21 protein-coding genes are annotated in these 23202 nt (G+C 67.9%); 12 read left to right on the forward strand and 9 right to left on the reverse strand.

Annotated elements, in window-relative coordinates; translation table 11 throughout:
* Positions 1–88 precede the first annotated feature (88 nt).
* On the forward strand, positions 89–811 hold the full coding sequence (locus GBZ48_RS06605) for a Clp protease/crotonase-like domain-containing protein (RefSeq protein WP_174470293.1): 723 nt from the start codon (positions 89–91) through the stop codon (positions 809–811).
* Here GBZ48_RS06605 and GBZ48_RS06610 read toward each other — a convergent pair.
* Positions 792–2045 carry a diaminopropionate ammonia-lyase gene (locus GBZ48_RS06610; RefSeq protein ID WP_174470294.1) on the reverse strand — a complete coding sequence of 418 codons (1254 nt, stop codon included), beginning with the start codon at positions 2043–2045 and terminating at the stop codon, positions 792–794. The genes GBZ48_RS06605 and GBZ48_RS06610 overlap by 20 nt on opposite strands.
* A 165-nt stretch (positions 2046–2210) precedes the next feature.
* Positions 2211–2513, reverse strand: a complete 303-nt coding sequence (fliN, locus tag GBZ48_RS06615) for a flagellar motor switch protein FliN (protein WP_014188019.1) — start codon at positions 2511–2513, stop codon at positions 2211–2213.
* Between the two features lie 274 nt (positions 2514–2787).
* Between fliN and GBZ48_RS06620 the strand changes: the two genes are divergently transcribed.
* Positions 2788–3630: a sulfurtransferase gene (locus GBZ48_RS06620; RefSeq protein WP_174470295.1), complete on the forward strand. Its 843-nt coding sequence runs from the start codon at positions 2788–2790 to the stop codon at positions 3628–3630.
* Between the two features lies 1 nt (position 3631).
* Here GBZ48_RS06620 and murJ read toward each other — a convergent pair whose 3' ends face one another.
* Positions 3632–5182 carry a murein biosynthesis integral membrane protein MurJ gene (gene murJ, locus GBZ48_RS06625; protein WP_174470296.1) on the reverse strand — a complete coding sequence of 517 codons (1551 nt, stop codon included), beginning with the start codon at positions 5180–5182 and terminating at the stop codon, positions 3632–3634.
* A 135-nt stretch (positions 5183–5317) separates the two neighbouring features.
* Between murJ and GBZ48_RS06630 the strand changes: the two genes are divergently transcribed.
* Together GBZ48_RS06630 and eno are read left to right on the forward strand one after the other, a co-directional pair.
* The gene (locus GBZ48_RS06630; protein WP_174470297.1) at positions 5318–6103 is read left to right on the forward strand and encodes an alpha/beta fold hydrolase; all 786 of its coding nucleotides are present in this window, start codon (positions 5318–5320) and stop codon (positions 6101–6103) included.
* A gap of 147 nt (positions 6104–6250) precedes the next feature.
* Positions 6251–7528 (forward strand): phosphopyruvate hydratase, encoded by a 1278-nt coding sequence (gene eno, locus GBZ48_RS06635; protein WP_174470298.1) that lies wholly within the window; start codon positions 6251–6253, stop codon positions 7526–7528.
* Between the two features lie 71 nt (positions 7529–7599).
* Here the strand turns inward: eno and GBZ48_RS06640 are convergent, their stop codons facing one another.
* The 3 genes from GBZ48_RS06640 to GBZ48_RS06650 all read right to left on the reverse strand — a co-directional run bounded on the left by GBZ48_RS06640 (position 7600) and on the right by GBZ48_RS06650 (position 10499).
* A complete protein-coding gene (locus GBZ48_RS06640) occupies positions 7600–8676 on the reverse strand; it encodes an extracellular catalytic domain type 2 short-chain-length polyhydroxyalkanoate depolymerase (RefSeq protein WP_174470299.1) in 1077 nt (358 codons plus the stop codon).
* Between the two features lie 8 nt (positions 8677–8684).
* A complete protein-coding gene (locus tag GBZ48_RS06645; protein ID WP_174470300.1) occupies positions 8685–9677 on the reverse strand; it encodes an extracellular catalytic domain type 2 short-chain-length polyhydroxyalkanoate depolymerase in 993 nt (330 codons plus the stop codon).
* A 294-nt stretch (positions 9678–9971) separates the two neighbouring features.
* Positions 9972–10499: a peroxiredoxin gene (locus tag GBZ48_RS06650; RefSeq protein ID WP_174470301.1), complete on the reverse strand. Its 528-nt coding sequence runs from the start codon at positions 10497–10499 to the stop codon at positions 9972–9974.
* 451 nt (positions 10500–10950) lie between these two features.
* Between GBZ48_RS06650 and GBZ48_RS06655 the strand changes: the two genes are divergently transcribed.
* A complete protein-coding gene (locus GBZ48_RS06655; RefSeq protein ID WP_246307020.1) occupies positions 10951–12579 on the forward strand; it encodes a type I secretion system permease/ATPase in 1629 nt (542 codons plus the stop codon).
* 67 nt (positions 12580–12646) lie between these two features.
* Entirely contained in the window at positions 12647–14062 is a 1416-nt protein-coding gene (locus tag GBZ48_RS06660) for an HlyD family type I secretion periplasmic adaptor subunit (RefSeq protein WP_109447570.1), read from the forward strand.
* 97 nt (positions 14063–14159) lie between these two features.
* On the opposite strand, the gene GBZ48_RS06665 is transcribed toward GBZ48_RS06660, so the two are convergent.
* The gene (locus GBZ48_RS06665; protein ID WP_246307021.1) at positions 14160–14462 is read right to left on the reverse strand and encodes a hypothetical protein; all 303 of its coding nucleotides are present in this window, start codon (positions 14460–14462) and stop codon (positions 14160–14162) included.
* 467 nt (positions 14463–14929) lie between these two features.
* Here GBZ48_RS06665 and GBZ48_RS06670 point away from each other — a divergent pair, with 467 nt between their 5' ends.
* The 4 genes from GBZ48_RS06670 (at position 14930) to GBZ48_RS06685 (ending at position 19791) form a co-directional block, all read left to right on the forward strand.
* The gene (locus GBZ48_RS06670; protein WP_174470304.1) at positions 14930–16765 is read left to right on the forward strand and encodes a PHA/PHB synthase family protein; all 1836 of its coding nucleotides are present in this window, start codon (positions 14930–14932) and stop codon (positions 16763–16765) included.
* 181 nt (positions 16766–16946) lie between these two features.
* The gene (locus tag GBZ48_RS06675; protein WP_246307022.1) at positions 16947–18992 is read left to right on the forward strand and encodes a protein kinase family protein; all 2046 of its coding nucleotides are present in this window, start codon (positions 16947–16949) and stop codon (positions 18990–18992) included.
* Between the two features lie 20 nt (positions 18993–19012).
* Positions 19013–19504: a hypothetical protein gene (locus tag GBZ48_RS06680; protein ID WP_174470305.1), complete on the forward strand. Its 492-nt coding sequence runs from the start codon at positions 19013–19015 to the stop codon at positions 19502–19504.
* 92 nt (positions 19505–19596) lie between these two features.
* On the forward strand, positions 19597–19791 hold the full coding sequence (locus tag GBZ48_RS06685) for a hypothetical protein (RefSeq protein WP_246307023.1): 195 nt from the start codon (positions 19597–19599) through the stop codon (positions 19789–19791).
* Positions 19792–19811: 20 nt separating this feature from the next.
* Here the strand turns inward: GBZ48_RS06685 and bla are convergent, their stop codons facing one another.
* Positions 19812–20717 carry a class A beta-lactamase gene (gene bla, locus GBZ48_RS06690; protein WP_174470307.1) on the reverse strand — a complete coding sequence of 302 codons (906 nt, stop codon included), beginning with the start codon at positions 20715–20717 and terminating at the stop codon, positions 19812–19814.
* A 184-nt stretch (positions 20718–20901) separates the two neighbouring features.
* Here bla and GBZ48_RS06695 point away from each other — a divergent pair, with 184 nt between their 5' ends.
* Together GBZ48_RS06695 and GBZ48_RS36895 are read left to right on the forward strand one after the other, a co-directional pair.
* Positions 20902–21138: a hypothetical protein gene (locus GBZ48_RS06695; RefSeq protein ID WP_174470308.1), complete on the forward strand. Its 237-nt coding sequence runs from the start codon at positions 20902–20904 to the stop codon at positions 21136–21138.
* Between the two features lie 120 nt (positions 21139–21258).
* Complete coding sequence (locus GBZ48_RS36895; protein ID WP_174470309.1) at positions 21259–21882, forward strand: glutathione S-transferase N-terminal domain-containing protein; 624 nt, start codon at positions 21259–21261, stop codon at positions 21880–21882.
* A 43-nt stretch (positions 21883–21925) separates the two neighbouring features.
* Here the strand turns inward: GBZ48_RS36895 and GBZ48_RS06705 are convergent, their stop codons facing one another.
* A complete protein-coding gene (locus GBZ48_RS06705; protein WP_174470310.1) occupies positions 21926–23155 on the reverse strand; it encodes a phenylacetate--CoA ligase family protein in 1230 nt (409 codons plus the stop codon).
* Between the last annotated feature and the right edge of the window lie 47 nt (positions 23156–23202).

The following is a 23202-nucleotide window of genomic DNA, read 5'->3' on the forward strand; positions in this document are numbered from 1 at the left end:
CCATTGTGTGGCCCGCCACAGACATGCCGTTAACACTCGGGCAAGCTTTGACCGCCACGCTGGGTGGGTCGAGCGCGGGAGGGTTGCGATGTCGGTGCGGAAGCTGCTGCGGAAGGTCGGGTTCGCCGCCGGTCTGGGTGCCCTGCTGATCGCGGGTGCCGCATTCGGCCATGCCGCGACCCAGCCGGACGGCCTGTCGCTCAATCCGGCCGGCTCCGCCCCGGCCGCCATCGGCCCCGTCACCGTCAATCCGGTGCCCGCGGCCCCGTCTTCTGAATTTCCCGATGCGGCGATGTCCCGCAACGACCAGGGCGACGTCACCGTGCTGCGGCTGGACGGCATCATCACGCCAGGAGCCGAACGCAGCTTCATCGACGCCCTGCACGCCCTGCCGGCCCGCCGTCCGCTGGTGATTGAGCTGTCCAGCCCCGGCGGCTTCACCGCCGCGGGCTACCGGATGATCGACGCCGTCCTGGCCGAGCGCAAGGGCGGACGGCCGGTTGCCACCCGGGTGCGCGACGGCGAGTCCTGCGAAAGCATGTGCGTCGGCCTCTATCTGGCCGGCTATCCGCGCTACGCCGCCCCGCGGGCGGAATTCATGGTGCATGCCCCGCGCATGGCGGAGAATGGCCGGATGACCCTGCGCTCCACCCAGATGATGGTCGAACGGCTGGTGTCGCTCGGCGCCTCGCAGAGCTGGATCGAGCGGGTGAAGGCCGAGGGCGGCTTCTCCGGCGCCCGCGACCATCGCGAAACCGCCGACCGGCTGACCGCCGACGGCGCCAACATCGTCACCGACCTGCTGCGCTGAGCAGCCCGTCGGCGACCGCCTCCGGCGAACGGCCGACGATCCGCTCATAGACCTCCGGGTCGGTCGCCCCCTCGGTCCCGAACACCAGCACCCGCGCATCGGGAACCAAGCCAAGCGCCAGCCTCACCTCCTCGTGCGCAGCGGCGCAGAGCAGCCCGGCCAGCCCGGCGACGCCCGATTCACCGCCCACCACCGGACGGCCGCCCTGCCCACCGTCCGCCAGCTTGCGCATGGCGGTGACCGCCCCCTCGTCGGGGATCGTCAGGAAATCGTCGGCGCCGCGTTCCAGGATCGCCCAGGCCAGCAGCGAGACCTCGCCACAGGCAAGCCCGGCCATCACCGTGTCGAGGTCGCCCTGCGCCCGCATCGGCCGGCCGGCGACGGCGCTCTGGTACAGGCAGTCGGCACTGTGCGGCTCGACCACCACGAAGCGCGGGCGCTGGCGCCCCCAGCTTTCCCACAGATGACCGCAGACCGCGGCGGGCAGCGCGCCGACGCCGCCCTGCACGAAGACGTGGGTAGGCCGTTCGCTGGCGGGAAGCTGTGAGATCGCCTCCTCCACCATCACGGTGTAGCCCTGCATCACGTCGCGCGGCACATCCATATAGCCGGTGTAGGAGGTGTCGGAGACGACGAACCAGCCCTGCTCCGCCGCGTCGGCAGCGGCACGGCGCACCGCATCGTCGTACGGCCCGTCCACCACCACCACCCGCGCCCCGTACGCCTCGATGGCGGCGCGGCGGCCGGGCGTACAGGCGGCGGGCACATACACCACGCAATTGCAGCCGAACACCTGTGCGCCCCAGGCGACCGAGCGGCCATGGTTGCCGTCGGTGGCGGTGGTGACGGTCAGCGTCCGCGTCACCTTGGCATAGCGGCCGACGACAAGATCAAGCGCTGTCACCGGCACGCCCGGCACCCGCGCCGTCACCTCCCGCGCCAGCAGCCGCAGCACGGCGTACGCGCCGCCCAGGGCCTTGAAGCTGCCGAGCGCGAAGCGGGCGCTTTCGTCCTTGTACCAGAGGCGGTCGATTCCGGCCTCCCGCGCCAGCCCGGGAAGGGAGCGCAGCGGGGTGGGTGTATAGCCGGGCCAGGCGCCGATCTCCGCCATCGCCTCCTCGAAGGCGGCACGGCTGAGGATCGCACGTTCCGACGGGCCGTAGGCCCGCTCATGGTCGGCATGGGGATTGGAGACGTGGCGCGGCAGGCAGGGGGAGACGGCGGTGTGGGGCATGGCTTCGCTCTCCGGGCCGGCGACGCCGTCGACGACGGCATTTCCCACGACCGGACACAACGACACCAGAAGTCATCGCCCGCCGTCAAGACGCCAGCGCAAGCGGGGCTGCTACCGAATGAAGCATCGATAAAGGGAAGGCGCCGCAACGGGAAAAGGATGCTGTCAGCGCTTCCATTCGCGGCTGGACTTGATGAAGTCGGTCAGGGTGACGCCGATCTTGTCGTCGATGATCGCAACCTCGCCACGGGCGACCAGCACGCCCTCGACATAAACGTCGGTCGGGTCCTTCAGATGGCGGTCGAGTTCCACGACGGCGCCGCGGCCCAGCTTCAAGAGGTCGCGGACGCGGAGCATGGCGGTGCCGATGACGACCTTGATCTCCACCGGCGCGTCGCCGATGGCGAAGGACGAGGCGTCGCCGTCGTTGGGATCGGGCGCGCCGAGCAGGTCGTCGATGTTGGCCATGGATGTCCAAGCTCCCGCGCCGGAAAGGGGCGCCTTCCTATACGAACGGGACATCCTACACCCCGGACGGGTTAGCCGGCAACGCCACCGACCGGCCGGGATTGCGACAAGATTGGGCTTTTCCCGCACCGGCGCTTCGCCCACACTGCTTCGCCCATACTGGCAGCCTGCCCGCCGCGGCGGGCATCCGCCGGCCTGCCGGGCAATCCGTTGCGACTGAGCAACGATCACGGCGGGGTAAGGCAACCGACCAACCGGAACCGGGTTCACCCTGATGACCGACAGCAGCATTTCCCCGCTTGTGGACGCTTCCTGGCTGAAAAGCCGGCTCGACAGCCCCGGTATCGTCGTCCTCGACGTGCGAACCCCGCCCGCCGGCGGCTTCGTTCCGAGATCGGTTCATTCCGACTACGCAACGGCCGGCTGGCGGACTGTGGTCGGTGGCGGGGCCGGAATGCTGCCGGAACCGGGGGTTCTGGCGGGGCTGATCGGCGGCCTGGGGATCGGCAACGGCGACCATGTGGTGCTGGTGGCGGCCGGCGCCAACGCCTCGGACATGGGCAACGCCACCCGCGTCTACTGGACCTTCAAGATGCTGGGCCACGATGCGGTGTCGGTGCTGGACGGCGGCTTCGCCGCCTGGGTCGCCGCCGGCGGACCGGTGACGCCCGAGCCGGCGGTGCGCAAGCCGACCGGCTTCGCCACCCATCCGCGCGCCGGCCTGCGCGCGACCGTGGAGGATGTCGAGGCCGCCGTGAAGGCCGGCGGCACACCGCTGCACGATGCGCGGTCGGCCGAGCAGTTCGCCGGCAAGGCCAAGAGCCCGCAGGCCCGCGCGCCCGGCACCATCCCGGGGGCCGTCAATTTGGACATCGCCCCGCTCTTCTCCGCGGCTGAACACCGCTTCGCCACACCCGACGCGGTGAAGGCGATGGCCGACCAAGCCGGCCTGCCCTTGCGCGACCAGCCCATCACCTTCTGCAACACCGGCCACCTCGCCTCGGTGTCCTGGTTCGCGCTCAGCGAGATCGCCGGTATACCCGGTGTGCGGCTCTATGACGGCTCGATGTCGGAATGGAGCGCCGATCCGGAGCGGCCTTTGCAGACCGAGGGCTGATCTACGCCTTCGCCCGGCGGCGGCGCAGACGGCCGAGGTCGCTGCGCCGCACCAGCCCCAGCAGCACGGCGGCCACGGCATAGACCGCCAGCCCGACCGCCGCCAGCACCAGCAGGCCGCCCAGCCGCTCCACCACGCCTGCGGCACCCAGCCAGGGGGCGAGCCGCGCGGTCGCCAGCCACAGGGCGACGGCCATGGCGACGGCGGCGATTGCCATGCGCGGCAGGTTGCGGGTCAACCGCGCATCCGCCCGGAACAGGCCGCGGCGGTGCAGCAGCAGCGCCAGAAGCCCGGCATTGACCCAGGCACCGACGGAGGTGGCGACCGCCAGCCCGACCTGGGCCAGCGGCCCCATCAGCGCCAGCTTCAGTGCCACATTGATGCCGACCGCCGCCAGCGCCACCCGCACCGGCGTCGCGGTGTCGTGGCGGGCGTAGAAGCCGTTGACGAGGCTGCGGATCACCACGAAGGCCGGCAGGCCCAGCGCGTAAGCTTGCAAAGTAAGCGCCGAAGCGGCGGCATCCGACGGGCCGAAGGCGCCACGCTGGAACAGCACCGACAGGATCGGCGTACCCGCCACCAGGAAGGCGATGGCGGCCGGCAGGGTCAGCACCAGCGACAGCTCGATGGCGCGATTCTGGCTGTCGACCGCGCCAGCCTCGTCGCCGCTCTTGATCCGCTTGGACATTTCCGGAAGCAGAACGGTTCCGACGGCAATGCCGATCACCCCCAGCGGCAGCTGGTTCAGCCGGTCCGCATAATAAAGGTAGGACACCGCCCCGGTCGGCAGGGCCGAGGCGATCAGCGTGTCCGCGAACAGGCTGATCTGCGTCAGGCCGGACCCCAGTGCCGCCGGCCCCAGAACCGCCAGGAAGCGCTTCACGTCGGGCGACAGGCGCGGCATTACCGGCCGCAGGGTCATGTCGGCCCGCCTTGCGTCCCAGGCCAGATAGAGAAACTGCGCGACACCCGACGCCAGCACGCCCCAGGACAGTGCATGTCCGGCCGTCGGCATCAGCGGCGTGCCGATCACCAGCGCCGCGATCAGGCACAGATTCATCAGGATCGGTGCGGCGGCGGCCGAGCCGAAGCGGCTCATGCTGTTCAGCACGCCGCCATAGAGCGACACCAGCGAGATCAGCAGCAGATAGGGGAAGGTGATGCTGGTGAACAGAACGGCGAGCCGGAACTTCTCCGGCTCGTCGGCGAATCCGGGGGCGAAGACCGTCATGAATTGCGGCATGAAGGCCAGCACCGCCAACAGCAGCACCAGCTGCACGATGACCAGCAGGGTCATCACCTCGTCGGCGAAGCGGCGGGCGGATGCTGCTCCGTCCTGCACCAGCTTGCCCGAGAACAGCGGCACGAAGGCGGAGTTGAAGGCGCCCTCGGCGAACAGGGCGCGGAAATGGTTCGGCAGCCGGAAGGCGACGAAAAAGGCGTCGGCGACCGGACCGGCGCCGAGCAGCGCCGCGGTCAGCACGTCGCGCAGGAAACCGAGCACCCGGCTGGCCAGGGTCAGGCCGCCGACGGACAGGATATGACGGAACACGATGGCAGGGTCGCTTCTGTGATGCGGATGATGCCCGGCGGCATCCTAGCGATGCGGCCGCGTTCGTCATAGGATCGCGACCCGCATTCGTCCAGAACGCATCTCAAGTCACCCAATCGGTCGAAGGCCCCCAACATGCCGCAGCAGCAAGCCCTCCCCCTGACCTATCTGGAAGCCGGCGAAGCCAATGGCGGAACGCCGATGCTGGTCCTGCACGGCCTGTTCGGCTCGGCCCGCAACTGGCAGACCCTGGCCCGCCGCTTCGGCGAATCGCGGCGGGTCTATGCGCTGGACCTGCGCAACCATGGCGGCGCGCCCTGGGCCGAGGGCATGAGCTATCCGGAGATGGCGGCCGACGTGCTGCGCTTCCTCGACGACCGCGGCTTCGCCCGCGCCACCATCGTCGGCCATTCGATGGGCGGCAAGACCGCCATGGCGCTGGCGCTGGCCCATCCGGAGCGGGTGGAAAGGCTGGTGGTCGCCGACATCGCCCCGGTCGCCTACACCCACACCCACGCTCCCTTCGTCGCCGCGATGAAGGCCGCGAAGCTGGAGGGGGCCACGCGCCGGCCGGAGGTGGAGGCGCAGCTGGTCGATGCCGTGCCGGAGGCGCCGCTGCGCTCCTTCCTGATGCAAAATCTGGTGCTGGAGAACGGTGTCTTCTCCTGGCGGATCAATCTCGATTCCATCGGCGCGAACATGGCCGGACTGATCGGCTTCCCCGATTTCGCCGGCGCCCGCTATGACGGGCCGGCGCTGTTCATCGGCGGCGGCGCGTCGGACTACATCCGGCCGGAGCATCACGACGCCATCCACCGCCACTTCCCCAAGGCGGAAATCCGCATGATCGACGGCGTCGGGCACTGGCTGCACGCCGAACGCCCGGCCGAATTCGCCGCGATGGTGGAGGGATTTCTCTGATTTCCGGCTTGAGTCCGCGCCTCCGCGCGGGGTTGTAAGCCGAAGCAGATATTGCATCGCCCGGACGTCGGGGCTATCAAGCCTGCGCGCCTTAAAACGCGGCCTGCGAGACAACGCGGCTGCCATTCCTCGAAGGATCGACCGATCATGAGCGTCATCACCGAGATTCACGCCCGCGAAATCCTGGACAGCCGCGGCAACCCGACCGTCGAAGTCGACGTTGCGCTGGACAGCGGCGCCTTCGGCCGCGCCGCGGTGCCGTCGGGCGCCTCCACCGGCGCCCATGAGGCGGTCGAGCTGCGCGACGGCGACAAGTCCCGCTTCGGCGGCAAGGGCGTGCTGAAGGCGGTCGAATCCGTCAACGGTGAGATCTATGACGCGCTCGCCGGCCTGGACGCCGACGACCAGCGCGGCATCGACCTTGCGATGATCGACCTGGACGGCACCGAGAACAAGAGCCGTCTCGGCGCCAACGCCATCCTGGGCGTGTCGCTGGCGGTCGCCCGCGCCGCCGCCGAGGATGCCGGCCTGCCGCTCTACCGCTATGTCGGCGGCGCCTTCGCCTCGCTGCTGCCGGTGCCGATGATGAACATCATCAACGGCGGCGCCCATGCCGACAACCCCATCGACATCCAGGAATTCATGATCATGCCGGTGGGCGCCGAGACCGGCGCCGACGCCATCCGCATGGGTTCCGAGATCTTCCAGTCGCTGAAGAAGAAGCTGAAGGACGCCGGCCACAACACCAATGTCGGCGACGAGGGCGGCTTCGCCCCCAACATCGGGTCGACCGACGAGGCGCTCGGCTTCGTCATGAAGGCCATCGAGGCCGCCGGCTACAAGCCGGGCGACGACGTCATGCTGGCGCTCGACGCCGCTTCGACCGAGTTCTTCAAGAACGGCAAGTATGAGCTGGCCGGCGAAGGCAAGTCGCTGTCGCCGGAACAGATGGTCGCCTACTGGGCCGATCTGGCCGGCCGCTACCCGATCATCTCGATCGAGGACGGCATGGCGGAAGACGATTGGGAGGGCTGGAAGGCGCTGACCGACGCCATCGGCAGCAAGGTGCAGCTGGTCGGCGACGATCTGTTCGTCACCAACCCCAAGCGTCTGGCCCAGGGCATCCGCCAAGGTGTCGCCAACTCGATCCTGGTGAAGGTGAACCAGATCGGCACGCTGTCGGAGACGCTGGAGGCGGTCGACATGGCGCACAAGGCCGGCTACACCGCCGTCCTGTCGCACCGCTCGGGCGAGACCGAGGACAGCACCATCGCCGATCTGGCGGTCGCCACCAACTGCGGCCAGATCAAGACCGGCTCGCTCAGCCGTTCGGACCGTCTGGCCAAGTACAACCAGCTGATCCGCATCGAGGAGCAGCTCGGCGTCGCAGCCCGCTTCGCCGGCCGCGGCATCCTGAAGGCCTGATCGCCCAGGGTTAAGGAAAAGCCCCTCTCCGGTCCGCCGGAGAGGGGCTTTTTTTTATGCAGAACGGACGGTCACTCTCCGGCGAGCGCGCCGATCATCTTGCGCACCGCGGCCATCTGGAAACCGCTCTTGCGGGCGAAATCGTAGCCGGTGTAGCCGAACCAGTCCCAGCAGGCCTTGGGATTGGAGGTCGGCTTGGCGGCGCCGTCGATCTGCGGATACAGCACGACGATGTTGTTGACGTCGGCCCAGCGGTTGTAGCCGGCATTCACGGCGAAATGATCGCCAATCAGGTTCGACGCCATCTGGCAGCCGTGGAAGGCGACATGGATGCGGCAGGTCTGCTGGCCGCCCTCGCAGGCTTCCGGAACATAGACGTAGCCGGTCTTGGCCATGCCGCTGCGGCTGGTGTCGCCGACGAAGGGCGCCTGGTTGAACAGCTGCGGCTGACGGGCCGCGGCGGGGGCGTTCGGGGTCCTGGCGTCGGCATAAAAGAAGCGGACGATGGCGCCCGCCTGATCGTACTGGCAGTTGTTGATGTATTCGCTCTTCTCACCCTCATTCGGGATGAAGTCGCAGGCCGCACCGTAGCCGTCGGTGATGTAGGCATGGGCCGCCTTCGGCAGCTTCACATAGGAGAGGTTGGCCTCCGCCACCCCCAGCGCCCGGTAGAACTGGTCGGTCGCATCGGCGACCGGCCGCTTCACCGTCACGTCGCCATCGCCGTTGAACAGGTAGATCTTCGACAGTGCCATGTTGGACAGCGGGTCGATCTCCTTCGCCTTCTCGCGCGCCTTGGCGTTCGCGACCAGGGCATCGACATCGGGGGCACCCATCGCCACGTCCATGCAGCGCTTCAGCGCCACGATTGCCGTGGCGACGCCGCCCGTCGACACTTCGGCACAGTCGTAGGGACCGCCGGCGACGAGCCCGGCCGCCTTGACCAGCCCCGAATAGGCGACCTGGAACTGCCCGGCCATATAGGCGCCGGAGGAAATGCCCGACACCGTGGTCTGGGCCGGGTCGATCTTCAGCTTCAGGTCCGACAGCCTGATCTGAGCAGCGCTTTGGGCAGCCACGGGAAGCGGCGCCAGGACGAGGAGCGCCGCAAACGCGGTCTTGAGAATCGCTTTGTTTGAAATGGTCATGAAAAGGGTCACCTTTGCCCTGCAAGGGTTGTCAACATTGCGTGGACAGCGGCGATCTGCGCCCCGTCCTTCGTCGCGTATTCCATCCCGGTCCTGCCGACCCAGTCCCAGCAGGCAATCGGGTCCGCGGAATTGCGCGGTGACAGCTGCGGGTAGAGCACGATCAGATTGTTGTTGGCCGCCCAGCGGTTGAAGCCGGCGCCGGTGGTCACGGCATCGCCGACCTCGGCCACGGACTGGCGGCATCCGTGAAAGACGATGTGCACGGCGCAGGCCGCTCCGCGCCCGCAGGCGGGCGGCACATAGACATAGCCGGCGGAGGACAGCCCCGTGCGGTCCGGATCACCGAACGGCGTCTGGTCGAAAGAAATGGCCGCCGGCATGTCGGGAGCCGGCGGGTTCAACCCGCCATAGATGTGCGACAGGATCCGGCCGGCCTGGTCATAATCACCGCAGGCGTTGACATAAGGGCTGCGGTTGGCGTTGCAGTCGTTGACCCCGCCCGGCGCAATGAAGCCGTTGCCGGCATCCAGCCCGGTTTCCACCCGCAGTTGGTTCGCCGGCACATGGGCGGCGCGATAGAAGGCTTCGGCCTCCTCCACCGCCTTGCGGTTCACCACCATGTCGGCGCGGCCGCTGAACAGGTAGACCTGTGCCTGCGCCAGCCGGTCGAGCGGGTCGATGGCCCCGGCCGCCGCCAGCGGCTGGGCCGCCTCGTACAGCGGCTGGCCGCGCGGCCAGAGCGGATTGCCCTGCATGCAGGCCGCCGCCAGGAGTGGATTCTCGGCTGCGCAGAGATAGGGACCGCCGGCCACCAGACCGACGCCGGCCATCTCGCCCGAATGGGCGACGTGGAACTGGAGCGCCATGAAGGCGCCGGCCGCAAGCCCCGATACCGAACTCTTGGCAAGCACCACATTGTGCGGAGCGAGCGGCGGCGTGGTTGCATCGGCACTGGCCGGAGCGGCGCCGAAGGGCAACGCCAGCGCCAGCACTGCCATGAAACATGCAACCAGAAAACACCGGAGCGGCTGATTTTCTGCCACTTGCTGCACCTCACCCGCTATAACCTCTGCGGAAGGTAGCAAGAGAAAAGGGAATGTCTAACAAAAAGCCTTAAGTGATTTCCGATGCACGCATATGCTCGACCATGCACAACCCAACCCCGGTGGCAGGTGCCGGCGTGGCGTCAGTCAGCCATGGAAAAGGCCGGCGGAGCCGCCGCTCCGCCGGCCTTGTGCCGTCAGTCCGGAATCGTCCCGGCGGCCGGCCCGGCCGTGCGCCGAATCGGGCCCTCAGCTCCGCAGGAAAGCGAGCACGTTCTCCGGCGAGGATTCGCCGTAGGGATCGCCGTTCTCGCCCTCATCGTTGATGCCCGGCTCCTCGAACCACTTTTCGACGACACCGTCCTTCACGACCATGGCATAGCGCCAGGAGCGGAAGCCGAAGCCCAGGCTGTCCTTGTTGATCAGCATGCCCATGCGGCGGGTGAAATGGCCCGACCCGTCGGGGATCAGCTTCACCTTCTTCAGGTTCAGGCTCTTGCCCCACTGGTACATGACGAAGGCATCGTTGACGCTGATGCAATAGACCTCGTCGATGCCCAGAGCCTTGAAGTCGTCATGGAGACGCTCGAAGGCCGGGCACTGCTCGTTGGAGCAGGTCGGCGTGAAGGCGCCGGGCAGGGAGAACACCACCACCCGCTTGCCCTTGAACAGCTCGTCGCTCCGCACGTCCTGCCAACGGAACGGGTTGGGTCCGCCGACGCTCTCGTCGCGCACGCGGGTCTTGAACACCACCGAGGGGACCTTGCGCCCTTCCATCGTCATCTCCGGCTGTGGTTGGGGTGGACCGGCAGAACCGCCGCCGGGAACCGCCGCCGGGGCACGATAGCGGTAATGCCTGCCCCCTCCAACCGGCCATAGGTCATGCCCCTTCCGCCAAGCATCGGCACCAAGCCACCCCCGAAGGAACAAACAAAACCGAGGTAATTCTGCGCAAAAGTGGTGGCATCCGGTGGCAATCCTGTGACGTCCCCGAATGTTAAGGTCCCATTTACCAAGATCGCGTTCTCTGATCTCGCCTGCATCCAGTGGGCACTGCGCCGACCGGTGACAATTGGAGGGCTGTTTTATGCCTGTTTCGACCAAGTCCAACTCTATGCGACAGCCCGGCAATGATAAGCCGGAAGCTTCATTCAATCGCGGTTATTTCACCAGGATACTTGTTAGTACATTTATCTTCAGCGCCACCATCAACGCGCTGATGCTGGCCATGCCGCTTTATTCGCTTCAGGTCTTCAGCCGCGCCATCCCGTCCGGCAATTACGATACCCTGGCCATGCTGACGGTCATCGTCGTGATGGCGCTGACGCTGAGCGGTCTTCTGGAGATGGTGCGCTCGCGCCTGCTGGCCCGTGCCGGCAACGCGCTGGAGGTGCGGTGGCGCCGCCGGCTGACCGCCGACGCGCTGGACGCCGCCGGCCGCGGCCGTCCGGACAACGGCCCGCTCGCCGACCTGATCGAGCTGAAGGGCGCCTTCTCGCGCCCCTCCCTGCCGGCGCTGATGGACCTGCCCTGGGCTCCGCTCTACGTCATCGGCATCTACGTCATCCACCCGATGCTGGCGCTGGTGCTGGTCGTGTCGATGCTGATCATGGCGGTGATGGGCTGGATCGGCTATGTGGCCGTCAAGGACATCAACGACGAGAGCAAGCTGCCGGCCGGCCGCGCCCAGAAGCTGTTCGAAGCGCTGGCCTCCCGTTCCGACACCGTGCGCGGCCTGCGCATGGGCAACGCCTCGCTGGACGCCGTCAACCGCGACTTCCTGACCGCCAGCGCCATGCAGGGCCAGGGCTATGAGCGCAGCGCCGCCATCGGCGCCGCCACCAAGTGGGTCCGCATGGTCCTGCAGATCGCCGTGACGGGCATCGGCGCCTGGCTGGTGATCGAGCAGCACCTGTCCTTCGGCGGCATGATCGCCACCTCGATGCTGGTCGGCCGCGGCCTTGCCCCGATCGAGCAGACCGCCGGCGCCTGGGGCGGGCTGGTCCGCTCCGCCCAGGCCGTCCGCCGCCTGCTGCCGCTGCTGAAGCGCCTGTCGCGTGAGCCGGAGCGTCCCTCCGTGCCCGTCGAGAGCGAGCGCCTGACCGTCGAGAACCTGCTGTTCGTCTCCCCCCGCGACCAGAAGCCGATCCTGCGCAGCGTCACCCTGTCGGTCGAGCCCGGCGAGACCGTCTGCATCGCCGGCCCCAACCGGTCGGGCAAGTCGGTGCTGGCCCGCCTGCTGGCCGGTGTCGCCCTTCCGTCGGCCGGCACGGTGCGGCTCGGCGGCCTGTCCGTCGCCACCCTGACCCCCGACAGCCCCGACCAGGGCATCGGCTACCTGCCGCAGCAGGTCGATCTCCTGCCCGGCAGCATCGCCGACAACATCGCCCGCTTCACCACCGCCACCCGCGAACAGGTGGAAGAGGCTACCAAGGCCGTCGGTATCCATGAGTGGATCGAAAGCCTCCCCATGGGCTACGAGACCGAGGTCAACGACCCGCTGTCCCCGATCACCGGCGCCACTGCCCGCCTGATCGGCCTTGCCCGCGCCGCCTTCGGCCAGCCGCCGCTTCTGGTGCTGGACGAGCCGACCGCCGGCCTGGACGAGCTCGGCATCAAGGCGGTCCGCGCCTTCGTCGCGGCCAGCAAGGAGCGCGGGGCGACCACCATCGTCATGACCCACGCCCCGATCTTCGTCGATATGTCCGACCACACCTATGTCCTGAAGAACGGCATGGCGATGGAGCTGCCGCGTCCGGAGCAGCAGCAGGCCCAGCCCGGCGCCGTCAACCTCGCCCGTCTGCGCAATCTCGGCCCTCAGGGTCCGGCCGCCGCCACGGCAGGGGCCGCCGGCTGACCGCCGGCACCGCCTCCAAGACCGACCATCCGGCTGACGCCAGACCCGACAGAGCCAAGGAAGTCCCATGACCACGATGACCACGACCTTCCCCGCCCCGCTTTCTTCCGACAACGGCCCCGAGACCCCCGCCGGCAAGCCGTCGCGCAAGACGGCGACCATCACCTCGATCCATGCGCTGCGGGCGGCGATGCCGGAAACCAATGCCCGCGGCCTGCTGCTGGGCGGCTTCCTGGTCCTGGCGGTCGGCTTCGGCGGCATGACCGGCTGGGCGGCGGTGGCCCCCCTGCACAGCGCGATCAGCGCTTCGGGCTCGCTGGCGCCGGAGACCGGCCGCAAGGTGGTGAAGAACACCGAAGGCGGCGTGATCAGCGCCATCATGGTCAATGAGGGCGACCGGGTCGAGGCCGGCCAGGTCCTGATGCGGCTGGACAGCACCGAGGCGCAGACCCGGCTCGAGATGCTGAACGCCGCCCTGTTCGACACGCTGGCCTCCGAAGCGCGCCTGTCGGCCGAGCTGTTCGAGAAGCCGGCCATCGAATGGCCCGACGCTCTCGCCGCCCGCCGTGCCAAGGAGCCGGCGGTCGAGAACGCCATGCTGAACCAGGAGAAGCTGTTCCAGGTCCGCCGCACCCAGCTCGACACCGAAGCCAAGCTGACCAAGGACCGCATCGCCACGCTGGGCGACGAGGTGCAGAGCCTGGAGAAGCAGCGCGCCTTCCTGGCCCGCGAGATCAAGCTGTCGGACGAGGACATCCAGATCACCCAGGGCCTGCTGGACCGCGGCAACTCCACCCGCACCAAGCTGGTGGCGGCGCAGAAGGAGAACGCGCAGCTCCACGCCCAGGACCATGAGCTGGAAGCCCGCATGTCGCAGTCGCGCCAGCAGGCCGTCGATGCCCAGGGCGATCTGGTCCGCCGCCGCAGCGACTTCCGCGAGAAGGTGCTGGTCGAGCTGGACAAGGCCCGCGGCGACGCCCAGAAGCTGGCCGAGCAGATCCGCGACGCCAAGAATCGCCTGGACAACCGCACCGTCAAGGCGCCGGACGCCGGCAACGTCGTGATGTACGGCCACCCGGCCGTCGGCGGCAGCATCACCGCCAACGAGCCGGTGCTGGACATCGTCCCCGACGACAAGGCCCTGCTGGCCGAGGTCCGCATCCAGCCGAAGGACATCAAGTCGATGGCCGTCGATCTGCCGGTGAAGGTGCAGCTGACCGCCTATGACAGCCGCGTCGTCGGCACCATCGACGGCACCGTGTCCTACGTGTCGGCCGACCGCCTGACCGACAACGCGACCCGCCAGGAATATTACCTGGCCCGCATCCGCCTGAAGGATGCCGACAGCCACGAAGTCCGCCACATGAAGATCAAGGCCGGCATGCCGGTGGAGGCCCGCATCGTGCTGTCCGCCCGCACCCCGCTGGACTACCTGATCCAGCCGCTGCGCCAGTCCTATGTGAAGGCGTTCATCCAGGAGTGACGAGCAGAGGGTGAGGCAGCCCCTCACCCCCAGTAGCCCATATGCAGACAAAAGCCCCCGACCGTCCGGCCGGGGGCTTTTTCTTTGTCCGGAAAGCTCAGCTCCTGCCGGGCCGCAGGTCCGGCTTCGGCGGAACCGCCATCGGGGTGGGCAGCGGCTCCGGCACCTGGATCGCCTCCGTCTGCTCACGGGTGCGGCGGGATGCCGCGCGGTCCTGGGCCAGACGGTCCATCGCCTGCTGCCGCTGCGCCTCGGTGGTCAGGTCGGTCGGGCGTGGCGGAACCGTGCCCAGGTTGGGGTACTCGCTCCGCTCCCCGGTCATGCTGCGGATGGGCGACGAATTGTCGCTGACCGGCGAAGGCTCGCCGGTGATGGCCCCCAGCGGGCCGGTGTCGAGCATGCGGTCGCTGCAGGCCGACAGCCCGAAAACCATTGGTATCGCTACGATTAGCAGGCTGAACGCCTGCCCGGCCGCCGCGATACCCCGACCGTTACCCTGACTGCCCGTCACCATCATCCTTCCCCGTGTCTGGCCGATACGCCACACTTGTGCGACGATCCTTGAAATGAAATGTTCACATCTGCGGTGTATGAGAGGTTTCGGATTTCTCCTGCACCGCACCATAAAGCCGGACCGCCGCACGCAACCCACAGCGACGCCACCCACAGCGACATGGTGCAGACCGCCCCCGGAGACCGCCCGCCAGACACCGCTTCCTGAAGATCATCGCCTGCAAGCCTGTATAGCCGTCCGTCCGCAAGGCCCAAAGCCCAATCTGGCGCAAGCCCGATCCAGCGGACCCAAGGTGACACAGGCGACGTGACCGAGACGACGCGACACCCGCCCAAAGAAGAAGGACCGTGCTCATGGCCGAGACCAAGGCCCCCCCTCAGGCTTCCAACCCGGCTTCCCCCCAGGTGCCCGACGTCAAGCTGCCCGATCCGGTCGAAATGTCGCGGGCGATGACCCGCATCGCCGAGCAGAGCCAGCGGCTGGTCTCCGAGTTCCTCGCCCGTCAGGCCGCCGACGGCGCCGGCCCGAAGAGCCCGGACCCGATGGGCGTCGGTCATGCCTTCCTTGAGATGACCACCCGCATGATGGCCGACCCGGCCAAGCTGATGCAGGCGCAGATGTCGCTGTGGCAGGACTACCTGACCCTGTGGCAGCGCACCACCCAGCGCTTCTTCGGGCAGGAAACCCAGCCGGTCATCGCGCCCGCCAAGGACGACCGCCGCTTCAAGGATGCTGCCTGGGACGAGAACACGCTGTTCGACTTCATCAAGCAGTCCTACCTGCTGAGCGCCCGGTGGATGCAGTCGACCGTCAATCAGGTCGAGGGGCTGGACGACCACACCGCCAAAAAGGTCGATTTCTATACCCGCCAGTTCGTCGACGCGATGGCGCCCTCCAACTTCGTCATGACGAACCCGGAGGTGCTGCGCGCGACCATCGAGAGCGGTGGCGAGAATCTGGTCAAGGGTCTGGAGCATCTGCTGAAGGATCTGGAGCGCGGCAAGGGCGAGCTGCGCATCTCCATGACCGACTACGATGCCTTCCAACTGGGCAAGAACATCGCGGTCACGCCGGGCAAAGTCGTCTTCCAGACCAGCCTGATGCAGCTGATCCAGTACACCCCGACCACGCCGGACGTGAACAAGCGTCCGCTGATGATCGTGCCGCCCTGGATCAACAAGTTCTACATCCTCGACCTGCGCGAGAAGAACAGCTTCATCAAGTGGGCGGTCGACCAGGGCCACACCGTCTTCGTCCTGTCCTGGGTCAACCCGGACGAGACGCTGGCGGCCAAGGGCTTCGAGGACTACATGGTCGAAGGCCCGCTGGCGGCGCTGGACGCCATCGAGAAGGCGACCGGCGAACGGGATGTCAACGCCATCGGCTATTGCCTGGGCGGCACGCTGCTGGCCTCCACGCTGGCCTACATGGCGGTCAAGAAGGACGACCGCATCAAGTCCGCAACCTTCTTCACCACCATGCTGGACTTCGCCGAGGCCGGCGAACTGTCAATCTTCATCGACGAGGAGCAGCTGACCTTCATCGAAGGGCAGATGGCCGAGCAGGGCTATCTCGACGGCGCCAAGATGGCGACCACCTTCAACATGCTGCGCGCCAACGACCTGATCTGGTCGTTCGTCGTCAACAACTACCTGCTGGGCAAGGATCCCTTCCCCTTCGACCTGCTGTACTGGAACAGCGACAGCACCCGCATGCCGGCGGCGATGCACAGCTTCTACCTGCGCAACATGTACCAGAAGAACATGCTGGCGCAGCCGGGCGCGGTGACGCTGAAGGGCGTTCCGATCGACCTCGGCAAGGTCAAGGTGCCGGCGCTGTTCCTGTCGGCCCGCGAAGACCACATTGCGCCGTGGAAGAGCACCTACAGCGGTGCTCAGCTGTTCAGCGGCCCGGTCAAGTTCGTGCTGGGTGCGTCCGGCCACATCGCCGGCGTCGTCAACCCGCCGGCGGCCAACAAATACTGCTACTGGACCAGCGACAAGCTGGCCAAGACCTCTGACGAGTGGCTGGAGAAGGCGACCCAGACCCCCGGCTCCTGGTGGCCGGAATGGAACAAGTGGGTCGGCCAGTATGCCAACGGCAAGGTTCCCGCCCGCCAGCCCGGCGACGGCGCCCTGCCCGCCCTGGAAGACGCGCCCGGCTCCTACGTCGCGGTCAAGAACGGGTAAGGCGAAGCCGAGCGGCTTCACCCGCGCTTATCCGTACGGAAAACCCCCGCCCATCCCGGCGGGGGTTTTCCTTTTCCGTCCAATCCGATAGTGTTACGCACGCGCACGTTAAGGGTTTGTTTGCCCTTTTCACGCCACCTAAGGCCTGCGCACATTCGCACGCCCCGGGGATCCGCCGTTCATGCCATCCGACGCCCAGACAGGTACGATGGGAGCCGCCACGGCAGCGATGGCGAACGCCGAACCGGTCAAACTCGCCGAACGCTACGAGATCCAGCCGGGCGCGCCGATCCCGCTGCTGAACGCCGTCGGCGGAAACGCCTTCACCGCCAAGGCGCTGCGCGAAAAGCGGATCGAACCCTTCGCCATCATCTGCCATGGCTCGATCCTGCCGCGGATGGACATCTGCTCCACCGTCGGCAGCCTCGACAACGCCACCCACATGCGGCTGCTCGACTGGGGGCTGGTGGACTGGCCGCAGGATCGCGGGCGGCGCTTCTGTCTGGTGTTCGAACGGCCGGGCGGCAAGCGGCTGATGGGGTCGCTGACCGACACGCTGGATCCGATGCCGGAAGACCAGCTGACCCGACAGATCGTTCACCCGCTGGTTTCGGCGCTGAAGGAGCTGTCGAGCCGCGGCGTCGTCCACGGCGCGATCCGACCGACCAACCTGTTCTACCGCGATCTCGCGTCCGGCGCTCTGATGCTGGGCGACTGCGTGTCGACCCAGCCCGGCTACGGCCAGCCGGTGCTGCTGGAAACCATCGAGCGCGGCATGGCCAACCCGGCCGGGCGCGGCACCGGCACCATGGCCGATGACCTCTATTCGCTGGGCGTTACCCTGCTGATCCTGGCGCTCGGCCGCAACCCGCTGGCCGGCCTGGACGACGAGGCGGTGCTGCAGGCGAAGATGGAGCGTGGGTCCTACCCGGCGCTGGTCCAGCAGCAACGGCTGCCGCTGGCGATCAACGAGGTGGTGCGCGGCCTGCTGGTCGACGACCCCAAGCAGCGCTGGACCCTGAACGACCTCGATCTGTGGGTGGCCGGCCGCCGGCTCAGCCCGAAGCAGCCGCAGATTTCCCGCCGCGCAGCCCGTCCGCTGGAATTCCAGGGGTCGGAATACTGGCATTGCCGCACGCTGGCCCGCGCCTTCGCCCGCCATGCCCCAGCCGCCGCCTCCGTCATCGAAAGCGGCGAACTGGACAAGTGGCTGCGCCGGTCGATGGGCGACGATGTGCGGGCGGAAGCGGTGGGCAGCGCCATCCAGACCGCCTCCAGCGGCAAGGGCGGCACACAGGGCGACCGGCTGGTGGCCCGCGTCTGCATCGCGCTCGACCCCGCCGCCCCGATCCGCTACCGCGGCCGGGCGATGATGCCGGACGGCATCGCCACCATGCTGGCCGACGCCTTCATGCGCGGCGAATCCCCCCAGGCGGTGGCGGAGGTGCTCGCCAACCAGCTGCCTATGTTCTGGGTCAACGTCCAGACCGACTTCAAGCCGGAATTCGTGCCGCTGGTGCAGAGTTTCGACCAGTTGCGCGGCTTCCTCGACCGCTCCAGCCACGGGCTGGGGGTGGAGCGCGTGTTGTACGAGATGAACCCGACCATGCCCTGCATGAGCGGTCTGGTCGCAAAGCAGCTGCCCACCACCCCGGCCGAGCTGCTGCGGGCGCTGGACTGGATCGCCGCGGGGGGCGAACGGCACAAGGACCCCATCGACCGGCAGATCGCCGCTTTCCTCGGCGCCCGCCACAAGCGCGGGGACGAGCTGCTGTTCACCCAGCTCGGCAGCGGGGTGGAGCCGATGCGGCGCATCATCGCCATGCTGACCATCCTGTCGGACATCCAGGCCCGCACCGGCGTCGATGGGCTGACCCATCTGGCCAGTTGGGTGGTGGCGATGCTCGACCCGGCCTTCCGCCGCTTCCACAACCGGCCGCAGCAGCAGGAGGTCCGCAAGATGGCGGACACCGCCGCCCACAACGGCCGGCTGACCGAACTGCTGAAGGTGGTCGACGATCCGGACGCGCTGCGCCGCGACCGGCTGGAGTTCGAAGCGGCGCAGATCGCCTACCGCGAGGCCGACGCCGAGATGGACAAGATCCGCCATACCATCGCCGACCGCAATTCCATCATCGAGACGTCGGGCCGGCAGGTCGCCGCCATCGTGTCCAGCCTGCTGTCGACCCTGCTGGTCGCCGGCATCATCCTGTTTCTCGCCTTCTGACCGGATAACGGGGGATTGCCATGGCGCGCAAGAAGAAGAAAAAAGGCGGCGCCCTCACGCTGATCCTGCTGATCGTGCCGGCGGCACTGATCGTGCACCCGACCACCATCCTGTTCGGCATCGGCATGATCCCGACCATCGTCGCCTATGTCGTTGACCGCGATCCCGACAAATCGGCGCCGATCACCGTCGGCGGGCTGAATTTCTGCGGCTGCATGCCCTTCGCCATCGATTTGTGGAAGCACCAGCACACTCTCGGCGCCGTTGCCAAGATCCTCGCCGACCCGCTGGCCTGGCTGGTGATGTACAGTGCCGCCGCCGTCGGCTGGGGCATCTACTACGGCATCCCGCCGCTGGTCGCCGGCATGGAGGTCAGCCGCGCCGAAAAGCGGGTCGAGGTGCTGAAGCAGAAGAAGGTGGCGCTGGTCCAGGAATGGGGACCGGACGTGGCCGGCGATTACTTCGACGAGTCCGGCGGCATGGAGCCGGACGCCGAAATGGAAAATGCCTGATCAGGCGACGCGCCCACTGCCGGACTTGCAACCGGACACTCCGTCAGGGCATGATCCATGCCGAGGGTCGCCGGGTCGGCCATGAGGTTGGAATGTTCAGCGTCAGCGAGAATGAAGCCGCCGCAATCCAGAGGGCGTTTCACGAAAGCGGCGAATGGGCGGCCGTCGTTGAGCTCCGGCGGCATTTCCACATTCAGGACAATGTGAACGCCCTGAACGCCGTCCGTTCCATCGTCAGATGGGCGGGGGCGGTGCCGCCGCATCCGCACCCCACCTCCCCTCTCTGAGCCTCCCCTCCAGCTCTGGCTCAGCCGATCATGCCTGCCACCGCCCGTGCCACCTCGGCATGGATCGCATCCTGCTGCTTGAAGCCTTCGGCGGTGTGGGTCAGATAGCTGGCGACCAGCAGCGGCGCGCGGCCCTCCGGCCACAGGATGGCGATGTCGTTGGCGGTGCCGTTGGTGCCGGTCCCCGTCTTGTCGCCGACCCGCCAGCCGGCCGGCAGCCCGGCGCGCAGACGCTTGTCGCCGGTCTTGTTGGCGACCATCCAGTCGGTCAGCTGCTTGCGGGACTCCGGCCGCAGCACGTCGCTGACAAGCAGCCGCTCCATGCTGCGCACCATGGCGGCCGGCGTGGTGGTGTCGCGCGGGTCGCCGGGAATGGCGGTATTCAGCGTCGGCTCGTTGCGGTCAAGCCGCGTGGTCTTGTCGCCGATGCCGCGCAGGAAGGCGGTGAGGCCGCCCGGGTTGCCGACGCCGGGCAGCAGCAGGTTCGCCGCGACATTGTCGCTGAGCGTCATCGCCGCCTCGCACAGTTCGGCCACCGTCGGCGGCGTGCCGTTGAGCCGGGTCTCCGAGAAGGGTGCGTAAGGGACCAGATCGGCCTTGGTCACCGGAATCCGCCGGTCCAGCCGGTCCTTGCCCTGGTCCACCGTCTTCAGGACGGCGGCAGCCAAAAGAAATTTGAAGGTGCTGCACATCGGGAACCGCTCGTCCCCGCGCCAGCCATGCAGCCGGCCGTTTGCGCTGTCGAGCACCGCGACGCCCAGACGGCCGCCGGTGCGCCCCTCCAGCTCGGTCATGCGCGCAGCGAACGCATCGCTTCCCGTGGCCTTCCCGCCTTTGTTCTTGCCGGTTTCCGCAGCCTGCACCCCGGCCGCCGACAGCAGCAGAACCCCACCCGTCGCCGCCAGGAAACCCCGCCGTCCGATCATTCCAACCTCCCTCTGCATCGTTGCGATGGCCGGACGATAGAAATCCCGCCGCGGGCCGGCAAACGAGCTTTCCTCGCGGAAGACCCAAATTAAACTTATGCCTTGCCGGCGCATCGCCATGGCAGGCTATGGGGCGCCGCGGTAAGAGGCGGACAGGGCGTGGACAGCGGAAGGAAGCAGGCCGATGCCGATGCGTCAGGACATGGAGACGGACCGTTTCGAGGCGACGGCCGAGGATGGCAGCGTCCATGCGGTGGTCGAGACGACCAGCTACATCCAGATGGTGACCTTCCGCGGCCCCGCCGGCTGGGTACCGGAGGGCAAGAGCTATCGCCTGGACAGCGGCGACGCGGTGGAGCAGACGGAGGACGGCGGGTTCCGCATCGCCGCGTCGGGGCTGGCAATCCGGCGGATGGCTTGAGTGCACCCTTGGGTGAGCCCGCCCGCGCTTTCCGCTGGCGTGGCCGGGGCGGTTGAGGCCATCCTCCCGGCAACACCGGTCCCGACCCGTGCGGGCCGGCAAATCAGGGAGACAGAGATCGTGACCGCGCCCTTCATCCTCTACGGCAACGTGAATTCCCAGCCCGCGACCCGCATCGCGCTGTTCTTCCGGCTGGCCGGAATCCCCTTCCAGTACCGTCATCTCGATCTGCGCGCCGGTCAGCAGAAGTCGCCGGAGTATCAGGTGATCAACCGCTTCGGCCGGGTGCCGACGCTGGTCCACGGCGACCATTCGATCTCGGAATCCAGCGTGATCCTGACCTATCTGGCCGAACAGACCGGCCAGTTCGGCGGCCGCGACGAGGCCGAGAAACTGCGCCTCGCCGAATGGCTGAGCTGGCTGGCCGACGTGCTGCTGCCGGTCCAACGCGCCCGCGCCGTGCGCAAGTTCAACGGCGATGCCAACGCCCTGCCCTGGCTCGACGGCGCGGCGGCCAGCGGGTTGACGCTGTTCGACCAGCATCTGGCCGGCCACAGCTACATCCAGAGCGAGCGCCTGACCATCGCCGACATCTTCGCCCTCCCCTGGATCGACCTGCTGAGCGAATCCGGGATCGAGGAGAAGGACTATCCGAACGTCAAGGCCTGGGCCGACCGCATCCGCGCGCAGCCGGGCTACAAGCCGCAGTATGAGCTGATGCCGCAGGCGGATGCGGAGTGCTGAGGTAGGAAGATGGACGGTTGCGGCGGTCCCCCGCCGCAACATATCACCCCCGCGTGTCGTCGATCACCTTGCCGTCGTTGGGCAGGCTTGCCGGCGCCACGAACTCCACCGCGCCCTTCAGCTTCGTCACCGACGCCAAAGTCTCGCGGATGGCGGCGGCGAGACCCTCTCCGCTCTCCTCCGCCTCGCAGCGCAGGGTCATGGTGTCGCTGGCGTCCTGGCGGCCGACGACCAGACGGGCGCGGGCGATCTGGGGATGGCGGCGCAGCACCTCGGCGACCTGGCTCGGGTGGACGAACATGCCCTTGACCTTGGTGGTCTGGTCGGCGCGGCCCATCCAGCCCTTCAGCCGCATGTTGGTCCGGCCGCAGGGGCTGGCGCCCGGCAGCACCGCCGACAGGTCGCCGGTGCCGAAGCGGATCAGCGGATAGGCCGGGTTGAAGATGGTCACCACCACCTCTCCGACCTCGCCGTCTGGAACCGGGTCGCCGGTGCCGGGACGGACGATTTCGACGATGCAGCCCTCGTTCACCACCAGACCGGAGCGCGCCGGGGTTTCGTAGGCGACGATGCCGAGATCGGCGGTGCCGTAGCTCTGGTAGACGTCCAACCCGCGCGCCTCGTAGAAGGCGCGGGCGTCGGGCAGATAGGGCCCGCCCGACACGGCGGCGATGCGGATGGAGGAGACATCCAGCCCCAGCGCGTCGCCCTTCTCCAGGATGATCTTCAGGAAGTCGGGCGTGCCGATATAACCGCGCGGCTTCAGGCTGGCGACCACCTGGGCCTGCATCTCGGTGTTGCCGGTGCCGGCGGGGATGACGGCGCAGCCGAGGGCATGCGCACCCGTCTCGAACATCGAGCCGGCGGGGGTCAGGTGATAGGCGAAGCAGTTGTGGGCGAGGTCGCCGGCGCGGAAACCGGCGGCGAACAGCGCACGGGCGCTGCGCCAGGGATCGACGCCATGCGGTTCGGGATCGTGGATCGGGCCGGGAGAGGCGAAGACGCGGGCCAACCGGCCGATCTCCACCGCCGCCAGTCCGCCGAAGGGCGGGTGGGCCTGCTGCAACGCGATCAGGTCGGATTTCCGCGTCACCGGCAGGGTGGCCAACGCATTGCGGTCATGGATCGACGCCGGGTCGATCCCGGCCAGCATCTGGCGGAAATAGGGGGCCGCGTCCTTGGCATGGTGCAGATGGGCAGGCAATGCCGCGAACTGCTCGGCCTCGCGCCGGTCGGAGGAACGGGTTTCGAGGTCGTCGTAGAAATCGGTCATGGTCGTTCGTCCGTTCAGGGGTCGGCCGATCAGGTGGCGGGCATCGG

Source organism: Azospirillum melinis (assembly GCF_013340935.1).
GTDB lineage: Bacteria > Pseudomonadota > Alphaproteobacteria > Azospirillales > Azospirillaceae > Azospirillum > Azospirillum melinis.

Bases quoted from the DNA above. Each gene is read 5' to 3' on its own strand.
- GBZ48_RS06605 (WP_174470293.1), top strand. From the start codon at position 89: ATGTCGGTGCGGAAGCTGCTGCGGAAGGTCGGGTTCGCCGCCGGTCTG.
- GBZ48_RS06610 (WP_174470294.1), bottom strand. From the start codon at position 2,045: ATGCCCCACACCGCCGTCTCCCCCTGCCTGCCGCGCCACGTCTCCAAT.
- fliN (WP_014188019.1), bottom strand. From the start codon at position 2,513: ATGGCCAACATCGACGACCTGCTCGGCGCGCCCGATCCCAACGACGGC.
- GBZ48_RS06620 (WP_174470295.1), top strand. From the start codon at position 2,788: ATGACCGACAGCAGCATTTCCCCGCTTGTGGACGCTTCCTGGCTGAAA.
- GBZ48_RS06630 (WP_174470297.1), top strand. From the start codon at position 5,318: ATGCCGCAGCAGCAAGCCCTCCCCCTGACCTATCTGGAAGCCGGCGAA.
- eno (WP_174470298.1), top strand. From the start codon at position 6,251: ATGAGCGTCATCACCGAGATTCACGCCCGCGAAATCCTGGACAGCCGC.
- GBZ48_RS06640 (WP_174470299.1), bottom strand. From the start codon at position 8,676: ATGACCATTTCAAACAAAGCGATTCTCAAGACCGCGTTTGCGGCGCTC.
- GBZ48_RS06645 (WP_174470300.1), bottom strand. From the start codon at position 9,677: ATGGCAGTGCTGGCGCTGGCGTTGCCCTTCGGCGCCGCTCCGGCCAGT.
- GBZ48_RS06650 (WP_174470301.1), bottom strand. From the start codon at position 10,499: ATGGAAGGGCGCAAGGTCCCCTCGGTGGTGTTCAAGACCCGCGTGCGC.
- GBZ48_RS06655 (WP_246307020.1), top strand. From the start codon at position 10,951: ATGCCGCTTTATTCGCTTCAGGTCTTCAGCCGCGCCATCCCGTCCGGC.
- GBZ48_RS06660 (WP_109447570.1), top strand. From the start codon at position 12,647: ATGACCACGATGACCACGACCTTCCCCGCCCCGCTTTCTTCCGACAAC.
- GBZ48_RS06665 (WP_246307021.1), bottom strand. From the start codon at position 14,462: ATGCTCGACACCGGCCCGCTGGGGGCCATCACCGGCGAGCCTTCGCCG.
- GBZ48_RS06670 (WP_174470304.1), top strand. From the start codon at position 14,930: ATGGCCGAGACCAAGGCCCCCCCTCAGGCTTCCAACCCGGCTTCCCCC.
- GBZ48_RS06675 (WP_246307022.1), top strand. From the start codon at position 16,947: ATGCCATCCGACGCCCAGACAGGTACGATGGGAGCCGCCACGGCAGCG.
- GBZ48_RS06680 (WP_174470305.1), top strand. From the start codon at position 19,013: ATGGCGCGCAAGAAGAAGAAAAAAGGCGGCGCCCTCACGCTGATCCTG.
- GBZ48_RS06685 (WP_246307023.1), top strand. From the start codon at position 19,597: ATGTTCAGCGTCAGCGAGAATGAAGCCGCCGCAATCCAGAGGGCGTTT.
- bla (WP_174470307.1), bottom strand. From the start codon at position 20,717: ATGATCGGACGGCGGGGTTTCCTGGCGGCGACGGGTGGGGTTCTGCTG.
- GBZ48_RS06695 (WP_174470308.1), top strand. From the start codon at position 20,902: ATGCCGATGCGTCAGGACATGGAGACGGACCGTTTCGAGGCGACGGCC.
- GBZ48_RS06705 (WP_174470310.1), bottom strand. From the start codon at position 23,155: ATGACCGATTTCTACGACGACCTCGAAACCCGTTCCTCCGACCGGCGC.